The 14088-nt window shown below is 41.1% G+C and carries 15 protein-coding genes; all 15 read left to right on the plus strand.

Features of this window, described 5'->3' with window-relative positions; genetic code table 11:
- Window positions 1-162 precede the first annotated feature (162 nt).
- The 15 genes from MKX49_RS26020 (at window position 163) to ssuC (ending at window position 14078) form a co-directional block, all read left to right on the plus strand.
- Window positions 163-1317 carry a ubiquitin-like domain-containing protein gene (locus tag MKX49_RS26020; RefSeq protein WP_340878257.1) on the plus strand — a complete coding sequence of 385 codons (1155 nt, stop codon included), beginning with the start codon at window positions 163-165 and terminating at the stop codon, window positions 1315-1317.
- Window positions 1318-1571: 254 nt separating this feature from the next.
- Window positions 1572-2135, plus strand: coding sequence for a ribonuclease M5 (rnmV, locus tag MKX49_RS26025; RefSeq protein WP_340878258.1), 564 nt, complete (start codon window positions 1572-1574; stop codon window positions 2133-2135).
- Window positions 2128-3006, plus strand: coding sequence for a 16S rRNA (adenine(1518)-N(6)/adenine(1519)-N(6))-dimethyltransferase RsmA (gene rsmA, locus MKX49_RS26030; protein ID WP_340878259.1), 879 nt, complete (start codon window positions 2128-2130; stop codon window positions 3004-3006). The genes rnmV and rsmA overlap by 8 nt, the downstream gene beginning before the upstream one ends.
- A gap of 201 nt (window positions 3007-3207) precedes the next feature.
- Window positions 3208-4086: a sporulation peptidase YabG gene (gene yabG / locus MKX49_RS26035; protein ID WP_048689999.1), complete on the plus strand. Its 879-nt coding sequence runs from the start codon at window positions 3208-3210 to the stop codon at window positions 4084-4086.
- 314 nt (window positions 4087-4400) lie between these two features.
- On the plus strand, window positions 4401-4652 hold the full coding sequence (veg, locus tag MKX49_RS26040) for a biofilm formation stimulator Veg (protein WP_034316343.1): 252 nt from the start codon (window positions 4401-4403) through the stop codon (window positions 4650-4652).
- A gap of 151 nt (window positions 4653-4803) precedes the next feature.
- Entirely contained in the window at window positions 4804-4980 is a 177-nt protein-coding gene (locus MKX49_RS26045) for a small, acid-soluble spore protein, alpha/beta type (RefSeq protein WP_340878260.1), read from the plus strand.
- 323 nt (window positions 4981-5303) lie between these two features.
- On the plus strand, window positions 5304-6173 hold the full coding sequence (ispE, locus tag MKX49_RS26050; protein WP_048690002.1) for a 4-(cytidine 5'-diphospho)-2-C-methyl-D-erythritol kinase: 870 nt from the start codon (window positions 5304-5306) through the stop codon (window positions 6171-6173).
- A gap of 61 nt (window positions 6174-6234) precedes the next feature.
- A complete protein-coding gene (purR, locus tag MKX49_RS26055; RefSeq protein WP_048690004.1) occupies window positions 6235-7059 on the plus strand; it encodes a pur operon repressor in 825 nt (274 codons plus the stop codon).
- A gap of 13 nt (window positions 7060-7072) precedes the next feature.
- Window positions 7073-7447, plus strand: coding sequence for a RidA family protein (locus tag MKX49_RS26060; protein ID WP_252279409.1), 375 nt, complete (start codon window positions 7073-7075; stop codon window positions 7445-7447).
- A 190-nt stretch (window positions 7448-7637) separates the two neighbouring features.
- Window positions 7638-7934, plus strand: coding sequence for a septation regulator SpoVG (gene spoVG / locus MKX49_RS26065; RefSeq protein ID WP_034316332.1), 297 nt, complete (start codon window positions 7638-7640; stop codon window positions 7932-7934).
- Between the two features lie 579 nt (window positions 7935-8513).
- Entirely contained in the window at window positions 8514-9887 is a 1374-nt protein-coding gene (gene glmU / locus MKX49_RS26070; protein ID WP_034316331.1) for a bifunctional UDP-N-acetylglucosamine diphosphorylase/glucosamine-1-phosphate N-acetyltransferase GlmU, read from the plus strand.
- 15 nt (window positions 9888-9902) lie between these two features.
- Window positions 9903-10856, plus strand: coding sequence for a ribose-phosphate diphosphokinase (locus tag MKX49_RS26075; RefSeq protein ID WP_034316329.1), 954 nt, complete (start codon window positions 9903-9905; stop codon window positions 10854-10856).
- Window positions 10857-11169: 313 nt separating this feature from the next.
- Complete coding sequence (locus MKX49_RS26080) at window positions 11170-12150, plus strand: sulfonate ABC transporter substrate-binding protein (RefSeq protein WP_340878261.1); 981 nt, start codon at window positions 11170-11172, stop codon at window positions 12148-12150.
- Between the two features lie 13 nt (window positions 12151-12163).
- Window positions 12164-13330 (plus strand): FMNH2-dependent alkanesulfonate monooxygenase, encoded by a 1167-nt coding sequence (ssuD, locus tag MKX49_RS26085; protein ID WP_323599548.1) that lies wholly within the window; start codon window positions 12164-12166, stop codon window positions 13328-13330.
- Window positions 13305-14078, plus strand: coding sequence for an aliphatic sulfonate ABC transporter permease SsuC (ssuC, locus tag MKX49_RS26090; protein WP_202808332.1), 774 nt, complete (start codon window positions 13305-13307; stop codon window positions 14076-14078). The genes ssuD and ssuC overlap by 26 nt, the downstream gene beginning before the upstream one ends.
- The last annotated feature ends 10 nt before the right edge of the window (window positions 14079-14088 follow it).

The following is a 14088-nucleotide window of genomic DNA, read 5'->3' on the forward strand; positions in this document are numbered from 1 at the left end:
CATTATGGAATATGCATAATAGGTAGTAATTTCCTGAATGAGAAGTGAATGGGTTGACAGCTTGATAACTAAGTCTATATAATCACCGGGAGGAAGGAGGAGTTTTTCATTCTATTAAAAACTATGAAAAACCTTATTCCCAAACCTTTTGGGAAGAAGAGAATGGCAATGGCCATTTGCAGTGCTATTCTTGTTTCTACAGCATTGGGAATACTTATATATCAAGGAACAAAGGATACAGTAACAATCATGCTAGATGGAAAAAAAGAGGTAGTGCGTACACACGCGGCTACTGTAAATGATATGTTGAAAGATTTAGAGATTAACGTTCAAGCCGCAGATTATGTCCACCCATCAAGAACCACAAAGGTTGATGATGATTTGGAGGTGGTTTGGAAGCCTGCACAAAAAATCGTCATGGTACAGGATGGTAAGAAGAAGGAAGTCTGGTCCACCGCAGATACGGTAGATGAACTTTTAAAAGACCAAAATCTAAGTGTGAAGGAACAGGATAAGATCACCCCTTCAAAAAGTACGAAGCTGAAAGCGAATATGGAAGTTGCCATAGACAAAGCCTTTTCACTGAAATTAGTGGTAGGTGGAGACGAAAAGCAGGTATGGTCAACTTCGACTACTGTCGCTGACTTTTTAAAGCAACAAGGAGTAAAACTCAATGATTTGGATCGAGTTGAGCCAGAATTAACCGAAAAAGTTAAAGCTGAGAATACGGTAAACGTAGTTCGAATTGAAAAAGTCACCGATGTAGTGGAAGAACCAGTTGACTTTGCTGTCATAACTAAAAAAGACGACTCTTTATCAAAAGGGAAAGAGAAAATTGTCAAAGAAGGAAAAGATGGACTCGTTTCCAAGGAATATGAAGTTGTTAAAGAAAATGGCAAAGAGGTCAAAAGAGAATTACTTTCAGAAAAAGTAATTAATAAAAAGCAGGATAAAGTTGTAACGGTCGGAACTCGAACGACGGTTGCGCAGGCATCACGGGGAGTAACTAACGTTAGTTCTTCAAGTGGAAAAGAAATATACGTATCTTCAACAGCTTATACAGCCAGTTGTAAGGGCTGTTCCGGAGTCACGTCCACAGGAGTAGATCTAAAGAGTAATCCGGGTGCGAAAATCATTGCTGTCGATCCAAGCGTGATTCCCATGGGGTCGAAAGTATATGTAGAGGGATATGGCTATGCTGTAGCAGCTGATAAAGGCGGAGCAATAAAGGGAAATAAGATTGACGTCTTCTTTTCTTCAAAAAATGATGCCTATCGCTGGGGTGTAAAGAGAGTAAAGATTCGCGTATTGGACTAATAAGGTTTCTCTCGCAGGAGATGAATTCGTCTCCTGTTTTTTGCGTTTTATTTTCCATTTGTTGAAAAACCCCATGTAAAACTGTTTTAATAAGATAGACGTCTTGCCATTCCATAAGGTTTCAATATATGCGTGTAAACTTTCATAAATGATCTAGACTGGATTCTCTACCCAAAAAAGTTTTTTACGGGGGACCGGTTACGTTTATCCAAGAGCTAATCAAAGCGCTTGCGCTTTTCTGTATGGAGGAAACCATGAAAAAGATTAAAGAAATTATTGTTGTAGAAGGAAAAGACGATACGGTGGCGATAAAAAGGGCTGTTAATGCTGATACAATAGAAACCAACGGATCAGCGGTGAATGAGTCCTGTATTGAACAGGTGAGGCTTGCACAAAAGACACGTGGAGCCATCATTTTCACTGACCCTGATTTTCCTGGTCAAAAAATCAGGAATATCATTTCAGAACAAGTAAAAGGGTGTAAACACGCCTTTTTAACGAAGAAGGAAGCCCTTCCTAAGTCAGGTAGAGGAATTGGTGTGGAACATGCTTCTCCTGAGGCAATTCGTAATGCTTTAAAGGATGCCCAAATAATGGACGAAGAGGCTTCGGAAGAGATTTCACAGCAGGATTTAATAGATGCAGGTTTAATCGGGGGATCCGGTGCCAAGGAACGAAGGGGAAAACTTGGATCTATGTTAAAAATCGGGTTTACCAATGGTAAACAGTTATATAAGAGACTAAAAATGTTCCAAATATCAACTGAGGCTTTTGAGAAAGCGATGGTACAGATAATTCAGGAGGAAAAAAATGAATAAGGATATTGCAACCCCTGTCAGAACGAAAGAAATATTAAAGAAGTACGGATTCTCCTTTAAAAAGAGCTTAGGCCAAAACTTTTTAATCGATACGAATATCTTGAAACGTATTGTCGAACATGCCAATTTGACAGAGGAAAGCGGCGCCATCGAAATTGGGCCGGGAATCGGGGCATTGACGGAACAACTGGCGAAAAGCAGCAAAAAGGTTGCGGCCTTTGAGATTGATCAGCGTCTACTGCCCATCTTATCGGATACACTGTCTCCCTATAACAATGTAAACATCATTCACGGGGATGTTCTTAAGGCTGATGTCAAGAAGGTCATCGAGGAGGAATTTGCTGGATTCTCGGACTTGATGGTTGTTGCAAACCTGCCATACTATGTCACGACGCCGATCATTTTAAAGCTATTGTCCGAGGACTTGCCCATTAGAGGCATCGTGTGCATGCTGCAAAAAGAAGTGGCTGACCGAATTGCCGCAAAACCTGGGACAAAGGAATATGGTTCTTTATCCATTGCCATTCAATATTATACAGAAGCCGAAACAGTGATGATCGTACCAAAAACGGTATTCATGCCTCAGCCTAATGTTGATTCAGCTGTAATCCGCCTTACTAGGCGCTTGAAGCCAATCGTCGAGGTCCTGGATGAGGATTTCCTATTCACTGTGACCCGGGCGTGCTTTGCACAGCGTCGGAAAACGATTTTAAATAACTTAACCAGTCAGATGCCAGATGGTAAATCGAAAAAGGAACACATACTTGCCGCTCTCGAAGCCGCGGAAGTGGATCCTTCCAGACGGGGCGAAACACTGAGCATCAAAGAATTTGGCCGCTTAAGTGATGCGTTATTGCCGAATTTCAAATAAAGAAAACGTGAAAGATTCAAGTCGGAATGGGGTCACTCCCAGCTTCCGGCTTTTTTTATTTTGAAATTGGCCCATCATGATGGAACATACCCGAAAATGTAATCAATATCCACCTTTCACCATTCAAGATTGGTTCGCATAACTTAAGAATGAAAATAAACTAGGGCGGGCTGAAAATAAGTCTTCTCATGGGGTGGGGCCATGAATATTCAAATAAACGATATTGTTGGTCGGGTTTCTTATAAATGCGACGTGTTGTTCCGGGTAATTGATATCCGTGATATTGACGGAAGGCGTGAAGCTATTCTTTATGGGGAAGATATCCGACTGATTGCAGATGCACCTTTTCAAGATTTAATGATTATTAATGATAATGAAAGAAATGATCGACAAAGGTCGAATGAGGTACTACAAGAACAATCTGACCGCTTATTAACGCAAGATCTAGAGCTGCAACAACAAAAAAACGGCTATCAATCCAGTAATGGCTATCGGTATAGCGGTGAATATTTTCAAATACCAGGGAGGGTGCTCCATGTTGATGGGGATGCATCTTACTTGAGGAAATGCATGGATCTATATCAGAAATTCGGTATTCCGGTCAATGGCATCTATTGCAATGAAAAGGAAATGCCCCAAAGGATCGGGGGGTTGCTGGATCATTATCGGCCGGACATTCTTGTTGTCACCGGTCATGATGCCTATTCAAAATCAAAAGGACCGATGTCCGATATTAATGCCTACCGTCACTCAAAGGATTTTGTACAGACAGTTAGAGAAGCGCGAAGGAGGGTTTCTCATTTAGACCAACTGATTATATTTGCCGGGGCTTGTCAGTCGCATTTTGAATCGCTGATCCAAGCGGGGGCAAATTTCGCAAGTTCTCCTTCCCGTGTTAATATACATGCTCTTGATCCGGTTTATATCGTCGGAAAGATAAGCTTTACGCCATTTTCCGATCATATTCATGTATGGGATGTCCTTCGGAATACATTAACGGGAGAGAAGGGGCTGGGGGGAATTGAGACAAAAGGGGTGTTACGGACCGGGTTGCCTTTCAAGCCATTTCAGGAAGAATGAACGAGCTGCATTTTGAAAGAATGCAGCTTGCTTTTGGTAGGGGGAGAATTCGGATATCCTCACAAAAAAATGGGTTATTTGTGGAGCAATGTTCGTAGGCAATGATTTAATTACGAAAATTCGGCTTAATAAATAATGGAATAGTTCGTTTACATAATTTTTCATTTCCCAGGATATAATAAAATTGTTCGCGATTTTGCCGAATTTCAGATAAAAATATATTGACTACATTTTTAAGTGCTGATATAATTTATTATTTTGTTTGCGTATATTTGTAAATTGTGATATACTTAACTTAGTGAGGTGGACCGAAAATGCCAAAAACTCTAGCTGATATTAAAACTGCACTTGATTCAAACCTGGGTAAAAGATTGCTCTTAAAAGCAAACGGTGGAAGAAGAAAGACTGTAGAACGATTTGGAACTTTGGCGGAAACTTATCCGGCTGTTTTTGTAATTGAGCTCGACCAAGATGAAAATGCGTTTGAAAGAGTATCTTACAGCTATGCGGATGTTTTAACGGAAACCGTAGAACTAACATTTTTAAACAAACAACAAGAGATGTAACTTAGACGAGGCAGCTAACAATTTTGTTTGCTGCTTTTTGTTTTGCATAAAATATCCTGTGAGTCCCAATAAAGGCTTAAAAAGGATGTAATGAAATAGCGTATGTTGCAAACACTAGGCATGTGACGGCATGTGAAAGGGGTTGCTTCGCTTGAGCAGGAAAAAAGGGATTATGTCAAATAATCTTAAAGAGGAATTGGCTAAGGAACTTGGATTTTACGATGTTGTCCAGAAAGAAGGCTGGGGAGGAATCCGGGCCAGGGACGCAGGAAACATGGTAAAACTTGCTATCGAAAAAGCACAACGTCAATTGGTGAACAAAGAGTAAGATAAAACACTTAATTGTATCATGCCGTCATGTTGATGGAAGCCGGACTCTCTATACAATGTATAGCTCTATTCATTTTTGCTTACATTGTAGTTAAGGAGTCTGGTTTTTTTATGTATCGGTGAATGCTATATGGATATGTAGCAAGTCTTTTGGGATGCAGGAAGTGGCTGCTCCCCAATGTGCCTACATGTGTCTATTCTCCTCTAAGGGCCAATCTTAGCTTCATTACATTGAAATTACGATGAAAAAACCTTTAGAATATAAACAAATATGATAGAATAGGACAAGAACTTTTAAGAACGTTAAAGTAGGTGGACATATTGAAGCTTATGGAAAAAGCCCCGGCTAAAATTAATTTGGCTTTGGATGTGCTTTTCAAACGGCCTGATGGGTATCATGAGGTGGAAATGATCATGACGACAGTCGACCTTGCCGATAGAATTGAACTAAAGGAAATAAAGGGAAATCATATTCAAATTCTATCCCATAATCGATTTGTTCCGGATGATCATCGGAATTTGGCTTATCAAGCTGCATTTATTCTAAAGGAACGTTTTGGAATCAATAAAGGTGTTTCCATAACTATAGAGAAAAATATACCTGTAGCCGCAGGACTTGCTGGTGGCAGCAGTGATGCCGCAGCAACTTTAAGAGGCTTAAATAGACTGTGGAAGCTTGGTCTTTCCATGGATGAACTTGCGGAAATCGGAGCTGAAATTGGCTCTGATGTTTCATTTTGTGTATATGGAGGTACGGCATTGGCCAGAGGGCGCGGGGAAAAAATCACGCATCTTCCTGCACCGCCAAAGTGCTGGGTCATCTTGGCCAAACCGACGATCGGCGTTTCGACTGCCGATATATACAAAAGGCTCCAAACTTCAAAAATGGAGCATCCGGATGTACCTGGAATGATTTCGGCTATTATGGAAAACAATTATCACGATGTATGTGAAGGGTTAGGGAATGTTCTTGAACAAGTGACATTGCAGTTATACCCGGAGGTTGCGAACATTAAAGATCAAATGAAGACATTTGGAGCAGATTCGGTCTTGATGAGCGGAAGCGGTCCGACCGTTTTTGGTTTGGTGGAACATGATTCGCGCATGCAGAGGATTTACAATGGTCTTCGCGGATTCTGTGATCAGGTCTATGCGGTCCGTTTGTTGGGTGATCGAAACAATCTTGAATAGAAACGTACATTAGTGGTATAGTTGCAATATAATATTCGGAATTCACAAAGGGGGTGTCTCAATGAAATTTCGTCGCAGCGAGAGGCTAGTCGATATGACCAATTATTTATTAGAACATCCAGGGGAATTAGTTTCGCTGACTTATTTTGCTGAAAGATATAGTTCGGCAAAGTCCTCGATCAGTGAAGATTTGACCATCATCAAAGATACCTTTGAACAACGGGGGATAGGTTCTTTAACAACCGTTCCAGGTGCGGCCGGTGGAGTGAAATATATTGTTTCCATCAAGGAAGAAGAGGTCAATGCCTTCATTGACGGATTATGCGATACGATCGCTAGTCCCGAAAGGCTACTTCCTGGCGGTTATCTATATATGACAGACATCTTAGGACATCCGCAAACCGTGAATAAGGTTGGAAGGATAATCGCTTCAATGTATGCCAAGAAAAATGTCTCAGTCATCATGACGATGGCAACCAAAGGGATATCATTAGCATACGCCGTGGCAAATTATTTGAATGTTCCAGTTGTCATTGTAAGTAGGAATAATAAAGTAACGGAAGGTTCTACAGTGAGCATCAATTATGTTTCTGGCTCTTCAAAGAGGATCCAGACTATGGTACTCTCTAAGAGAAGCTTGGTTGAGGGTTCGAATGTATTGATTGTAGACGATTTCATGAAGGCTGGAGGTACCATTAACGGTATGGTCAGTCTATTGGATGAATTTAAGGCAACAGTTGCCGGAATTGCGGTGCTGGTTGAATCCGAGCATACGGAGGAGTGCCTTGTCGAGGACTATGTTTCTTTAATCAAGTTGACACAGGTGGTCGAAAGAGACAAGAAAATCAAGGTCAGCCGTGGGAATTATTTTACGAAAAAGGAATAGGGGGAATGATTTCATGAAAACGATACATACTGATGAAGCACCGGCAGCGATCGGACCATATTCACAAGGCGTGATCGTGGATACGTTATTTTTCAGTTCTGGACAGATCCCGCTTACTGCTTCTGGTGAGATGGTGACAGGGGATGTCAAGGAACAAACACACCAGGTCTTTAAGAATCTCCAAGCCGTATTGAAAGAAGCTGGGGCTTCATTGGAAACTGTCATTAAAGCTACAGTATTCATTAAAAGTATGGACGATTTCGGTTCGATTAATGAAGTATACGGAGAATATTTTTCTGCTCACAAACCTGCCCGCTCTTGTGTAGAGGTTGCTCGCCTTCCTAAAGATGCACTAGTGGAAATAGAAGTGGTAGCGCTCGTTAAATAAACGGGCGTTTTTTTATTTTAAGGGGCATTCGTAATGGGTAATTTTCCTGTAATATATGGGTGATTTCTAATGTTTTTAAAAACTAGGCTGAATTTTCTAAAAAAATTACAGATAATAGAAGGAGTTCACGTTTTTTTGTTGAATATGTACTTTAAGTTTTAACAACAACAAAAAGGGATGGTGAGCTTAAATGGAAGTAACTGACGTAAGATTACGCCGTGTAAATACGGATGGTCGTATGAGAGCTATCGCATCAATTACATTGGATAATGAATTTGTGGTTCATGATATTCGTGTGATCGACGGAAACAATGGTTTATTTGTAGCAATGCCAAGTAAACGAACTCCAGATGGAGAATTCCGGGATATCGCTCATCCAATCAATTCCTCGACACGCGGGAAAATTCAAGAAGCTGTCTTGACAGAATATCATCGATTGGGAGAACTTGAAACTGAATTAGAGGAAGCTGGAGCAGGTGCTTCCTAAAATAACTTTACTTTTAAACTTTAAATTTATAATTCGTGCATCTAGAGCCTACTTCATAAGTAGTGCTCTTTTTTATTTATTCAAAAACAGAAAAGTTTAGAACTTATCCGCTCATCATACAGATATTTGCTTAAATGAATTGTAAAACTTACGGTGTTATCTAAAGTTTAAGTACCCATCCTTTTTATTTTTAAAACCTTTTTGATCAACCGGAAATTGAAATTCCTGTAAGGGGATCTCTCTAATGACATGAATCGGTAACCTGATCTCGGAATGGGAGTTAACAACGGGTGCAGTGCTTCCAGATGGCTTGTACATAGGGCATGGCGCGGTCGTGGCGGAGTTTTGGGATAAAGGGGAGGAAACATGTTTCTGTACATTGACCGGGCATATATCATTCATTTCATGATGTCAAATAATGCTCCAAGTCCCAATGCTGACATTTGTAAGCTGTCGGATAACGGAAATTTTTCACCCGATTGGTTGACAATTATATGTACTTTTAATTGTTACCTTGAAAAGAATCACTATTTGAGATAATATTTTTAGTGGATAAAAAGGTGAAAATGGAGGCCTGTTATGAGTAATCGCTATGCAATAATATTGGCCGCTGGGCAAGGTACTAGGATGAAATCTAAGCTTTATAAGGTTTTGCACCCTGTTTGCGGGAAACCAATGGTACAACATGTTATCGATCAAGTCAATCAACTTCAAATAGAAGATATTGTAACAGTCATCGGCCATGGTGCTGAAAAGGTTCAAGAGCAACTTGGTGATTCATGCAAGTATGCCTTACAAGAACAGCAATTAGGTACGGCACATGCTGTAATGCAAGCGGAAAGCGTTTTATCCGCAAAAAGTGGCACGACCCTTGTTATTTGCGGAGATACGCCTCTGATTAAAGCGGAAACAATGAAAGAGCTTATAGCCTTGCATGAGCAAAGTCAGGCGAAAGCAACAATCTTAACAGCATATGCAGATAACCCTGCTGGCTATGGAAGGGTCCTTCGCGGTGAAGGCGGACTTGTAGAAAAAATCGTCGAGCATAAGGATGCTTCGGAAGAAGAAAGATATGTTAAGGAAATAAATACCGGTACATATTGCTTCGACAACCAAGCATTATTCAGCGCGCTGAAAAAGGTTTCGAATGAAAATGTCCAGGGAGAATATTACTTACCGGATGTTATTGAAATCTTAAAAGAAGAAGGCGAAGTGGTGACGGCTTTCCAATCCAGTGAATTCGAGGAGACATTGGGTGTGAATGACCGTGTGGCTTTATCGCAGGCTGAGCAAATTTTACGGAAACGAATCAATGAAAAGCATATGAGGAACGGTGTAACGATCATCGACCCGCTTACAACTTTCATTGAAGCGGATGTGCAAATCGGACAGGATACAGTCATTAACCCTGGGTCATTCATTAAAGGAAAAAGTATCATCGGGCAGGACTGCTTGATTGGCCCGAATACGGAAATCAGTAATTGTGAAATTGGTGATGGAACGGAAGTCCTCCAATCGGTTGTGCACGAAAGCAGTATTGGAAGTTTTGTTAAAATCGGTCCATTCGCACATGTTAGACCTCAATCAGATATTAAGGATTCCGTTAAGATCGGTAATTTTGTCGAAATTAAAAAGACCGTTTTTGGCAAAGGAAGCAAGGCCTCACATTTGAGTTATATTGGTGATGCAGAGGTTGGGGAGAATGTTAATATAGGCTGTGGATCTATTACCGTGAATTACGACGGGAAAAATAAATATTTGACGAAGATTGAAGACAATGTCTTCATAGGCTGCAATTCTAATCTGGTTGCACCTGTGACAGTAGGAGAAGGGGCATATGTAGCTGCTGGTTCAACCATCACGCAAGATGTACCGCAGCAAGCCCTATCCGTTGCCCGGGCTCGTCAAGTTAACAAAGAAGATTATGTCAAGAATTTGAAATTTAATAAATAACCGACGGAGGTCATCATGTCAAATCAGTATTTAGATCCTAATTTAAAAGTATTCTCTTTAAATTCAAACTTCGATTTAGCTCAGGAAATTGCTGCAGCAATCGGTGTTGAACTTGGAAAATGTAGCGTAACAAGTTTCAGTGACGGTGAAGTTCAAATTAATATTGAAGAAAGTATCCGTGGCTGTGATGTATTCGTAATCCAATCAACAAGCCAACCAGTCAATGAAAATTTAATGGAACTTTTAATTATGATCGATGCTCTTAAACGTGCTTCAGCTAAAACGATCAATATTGTAATGCCATATTACGGTTATGCCCGCCAAGATCGCAAAGCGCGTGCGCGTGAACCAATTACAGCTAAACTTGTAGCAAATCTTTTAGAAACGGCTGGTGCCCACCGTGTAATCACATTAGATCTTCACGCACCTCAAATTCAAGGTTTCTTCGATATTCTGATCGATCACCTTGTTGCCGTTCCGATTTTAGCTGATTTCTTCAAGGAAAAAGATTTAAGTGATATCGTCATCGTTTCCCCAGATCATGGTGGTGTAACACGTGCCCGTAAAATGGCCGATCGCCTAAAAGCACCGATCGCCATTATCGATAAGCGCCGCCCAAGACCGAACGTGGCTGAAGTCATGAACATCATTGGTAATATTGAAGGGAAGACAGCAATACTGATTGATGACATCATCGATACTGCAGGAACTATTACATTAGCGGCCAATGCCCTTGTGGAGAATGGTGCTAAAGCAGTGTACGCTTGTTGTACACACCCAGTCCTTTCAGGTCCTGCCATCGAAAGGATTCAAAATTCAACGATCAAGGAATTGGTCGTGACTAACTCGATTGCCCTATCTGAAGATAAGAAAATCGATAAAATTGTTGGTCTTTCTGTAGCACCTTTGATTGCAGAGGCAATCATTCGTGTGCATGAGGAACAATCAGTCAGTACATTATTCGATTGATAACAAAATAAAACGAAAACACGGCGGGCCTTTTCGGGCTCGCCGTGTTTTTGTTTAAAAGTTCAGAAAAATTTTAATTCTTAGTTGACAGATGAGAATAGTAATAATAAAATAACCATACAAAATACAATTCATATTCATGGAACGAAAAACTGTACTATGCAAGTTCATACTGGCTAACGCCGATCGGACTACCGAAGGCTCCTTTTCACTTACCATTGAACATTAGGCATCTTTTTGCCCTATTGTCCTATTGGTGAAGAAAAGGAGCCTTTTATTTTTATATAAATAGTTTAAGAAGGGTGTGCAGAATATGAAGAAAAAACGAAAGATATGGCTGCTGTCCATCTTCAGCATCATCATGCTGATAGTAAGTGCATGCGGGCAGGAAAAGAACAGTTCCACAAGTGCTGACGCAAAAGAATCGGATAAGACCATCCGAATCGGTTATCAAAAATTCGGGACATTAAATATTTTAAAATCAAAAGGGGAGCTGGAAACACATTTAAAGGAAGTGGGATATACAGTCGATTGGACTGAATTCCCTGCAGGGCCTCAACTGCTTGAAGCCTTGAATGTCGGCAGTATTGATTTTGGGCACACAGGGGAGGCACCGCCGATATTTGCACAAGCAGCCAATGCTCCGCTTGTCTATATTGCCAATCAGCCGGCAAACCCATCAGGAGAGGCTATAGTTGTACAAAAGGATTCACCCATTAAAAATGTGAAAGATTTAAAGGGAAAGAAGGTTGGCTTGAATAAAGGTTCCAATGTTCATTATTTATTGGTCAAAGCGTTAGAGGAAGCAGGTCTTACTCTTGATGACATTCAGCCCGTCTACTTGCCACCGGCTGATGCGAGGGCTGCTTTTGAAGGAAACCAAATCGATGCCTGGGTAATATGGGATCCATTTTTATCAGCGGCGGAATTGGAACTTGAAACGAAAACGATTCAGGATGGAGAAGGACTGGTGGCGAATCGGGAATTCTTTTTGGCAACTGATTCATTTGCCGGGAATGAAGAGGCTTTGAAGATTATCAAAGAAGAACTGATAAAAGTTGATAAATGGATTGAAGAAAACCCAAGGGACGTCGCTGAGTTTCTATCTCCGGAAATTGGAATGAGTGTGGAGGCATTGGAAAAAACATTAAATAGAAAAGAATATGGACTTGAGGAGATTTCCAATGGGGTTTTGGATGATCAACAAAAGATTGCCGATACGTTTTACCATCTTAAATTAATCCCAAGCAAGATTAATATTCTGGATGCTTCAGCAGATCTTAAAAAACAATAAGGGGGAAATGAAAATGAAAGTATTTTGGTTTTTACCATCGCATGGGGAAAGTCGCTATTTAGGATCGACAAAGGGAGGGAGGGCAATCACGCTTCCTTATTTAAAACAAATAGCACAGGCGGTTGATCATTTAGGTTTTGAAGGGGCTTTGCTTCCGACGGGACGGTCTTGTGAGGATGCATGGGTAGTGGGCTCTTCACTGATTTCCGCAACGGAAAGAATGAAATTTCTAGTTGCGATTCGTCCAGGTTTAATGTCGCCAACCTTAGCTGCGCGTATGGCTTCAAGCTTCGACCGGCTGTCGAATGGCCGTCTTTTGATCAATGTTGTAACTGGGGGGGACCCAGTCGAATTGGCAGGTGATGGCGTGTTTCTAAATCATAAGGAACGCTATGAGCAAACAAATGAATTTCTCGATATCTGGAGAAAGGAAATGTCTGGTGAGAGTGTGGACTATGAAGGGGAGCACCTAAAGGTTGAAGGTGGAAATATTCTGTTGTCACCTGTACAAAAACCGTATCCACCGCTCTATTTCGGAGGTTCATCCGATCCAGCCATCGATATATCGGGAAAGCATATTGATGTGTACTTGACTTGGGGTGAGCCACCGGTGCAAGTGGCTGAAAAAATTGAAAAGGTACGTAAAAAAGCAGCAGAGTACGGACGTGAAGTCAGATTCGGCATTCGCATGCATGTCATTGTGAGAGAAACGGAAGAAGAAGCTTGGCAGGCAGCGGACGAACTCATTAAATATGTGGATGATGAAATGATTGAAAATTCACAAAAGATTTTTGAAAGGTTTGATTCAGTGGGCCAAAAGCGGATGTCGCAACTCCATAACGGAAACAGGGATTCGCTTGAAATCAGCCCTAACCTTTGGGCAGGTGTAGGTCTTGTGCGCGGGGGCGCGGGTACGGCACTAGTCGGGAGTGCAGAAAATGTTGCTGCCAGAATGAAGGAATATGAAGAAATCGGAATAGAATCCTTTGTTTTATCTGGATACCCTCATCTTGAAGAAGCGTACAGAGTTGCGGAATTATTATTCCCTTTACTCCCTGTTGAGAGGCTGCAAGGACCCGTTTCAAAAGCTACGAGCCCATTCGGGGAAATATTGGCTAATGACCACTACCCTACAAAAGGAAGTGAAATTGAAGATGAAGTTAAACAAAAAGTTCAATAAGTTCCACCTCATATCATGGCTTGTGCCCATTCTCCTTTTGGTAACTTGGCAGCTGCTGTCCTTGTGGGGGATTCTGTCGGAACGGATATTGCCTGCCCCGACTGAAGTGTTTCAAGCAGGTGTTGCATTACTGGGGACGGGTGAACTTATTGATTATATCGGCATCAGTGCTCAGCGTGCCTTCATCGGCTTTTTAATAGGCGGGATTATTGGTTTTGTACTTGGTTTATTAAATGGATTATCATCCATTGCTGAAACCTTATTCGATACCTCGCTTCAGATGTTGCGTAATATTCCGCATTTAGCTTTAATACCGCTGGTGATTCTATGGTTTGGTATAGATGAAGAAGCGAAAATCTTCCTTGTCGCTTTAGGGGTTCTATTTCCTATCTATTTAAATACATTTCATGGTGTTAAATCGGTGGATAAGGGATTAATCGAAGCGGCGAGGGTTTATGGGTTGAGTGGTTTTTCTTTATTCTGGAATGTGATTCTCCCTGCAGCCTTTCCATCCATTTTGGTGGGAATCCGCTTCTCCCTTGGAATCATGTGGGTCACATTAATTGTCGCAGAAACAATATCCGCTAATTCCGGAATTGGATATATGGCTATGAATGCCCGTGAATTCATGAGGATGGATATTGTTGTTCTTAGTATTCTCTTATATGCCTTATTAGGGAAAATATCGGACGTTGCGGCCAAAATAATTGAAAAAAGATGCTTAAAGTGGCATCCGTCATACCAATGAGGAGGTCATT

The sequence above is a fragment of the Peribacillus sp. FSL M8-0224 genome (genome assembly GCF_038003055.1).
Lineage (GTDB): Bacteria > Bacillota > Bacilli > Bacillales > DSM-1321 > Peribacillus > Peribacillus frigoritolerans.

What these genes read in the sequence shown, in the direction of transcription:
- MKX49_RS26020 (WP_340878257.1), top strand. Translation starts at nt 163, where the DNA reads ATGGCAATGGCCATTTGCAGTGCTATTCTTGTTTCTACAGCATTGGGA.
- rnmV (WP_340878258.1), top strand. Translation starts at nt 1,572, where the DNA reads ATGAAAAAGATTAAAGAAATTATTGTTGTAGAAGGAAAAGACGATACG.
- rsmA (WP_340878259.1), top strand. Translation starts at nt 2,128, where the DNA reads ATGAATAAGGATATTGCAACCCCTGTCAGAACGAAAGAAATATTAAAG.
- yabG (WP_048689999.1), top strand. Translation starts at nt 3,208, where the DNA reads ATGAATATTCAAATAAACGATATTGTTGGTCGGGTTTCTTATAAATGC.
- veg (WP_034316343.1), top strand. Translation starts at nt 4,401, where the DNA reads ATGCCAAAAACTCTAGCTGATATTAAAACTGCACTTGATTCAAACCTG.
- purR (WP_048690004.1), top strand. Translation starts at nt 6,235, where the DNA reads ATGAAATTTCGTCGCAGCGAGAGGCTAGTCGATATGACCAATTATTTA.
- MKX49_RS26060 (WP_252279409.1), top strand. Translation starts at nt 7,073, where the DNA reads ATGAAAACGATACATACTGATGAAGCACCGGCAGCGATCGGACCATAT.
- spoVG (WP_034316332.1), top strand. Translation starts at nt 7,638, where the DNA reads ATGGAAGTAACTGACGTAAGATTACGCCGTGTAAATACGGATGGTCGT.
- glmU (WP_034316331.1), top strand. Translation starts at nt 8,514, where the DNA reads ATGAGTAATCGCTATGCAATAATATTGGCCGCTGGGCAAGGTACTAGG.
- MKX49_RS26075 (WP_034316329.1), top strand. Translation starts at nt 9,903, where the DNA reads ATGTCAAATCAGTATTTAGATCCTAATTTAAAAGTATTCTCTTTAAAT.
- MKX49_RS26080 (WP_340878261.1), top strand. Translation starts at nt 11,170, where the DNA reads ATGAAGAAAAAACGAAAGATATGGCTGCTGTCCATCTTCAGCATCATC.
- ssuD (WP_323599548.1), top strand. Translation starts at nt 12,164, where the DNA reads ATGAAAGTATTTTGGTTTTTACCATCGCATGGGGAAAGTCGCTATTTA.
- ssuC (WP_202808332.1), top strand. Translation starts at nt 13,305, where the DNA reads ATGAAGTTAAACAAAAAGTTCAATAAGTTCCACCTCATATCATGGCTT.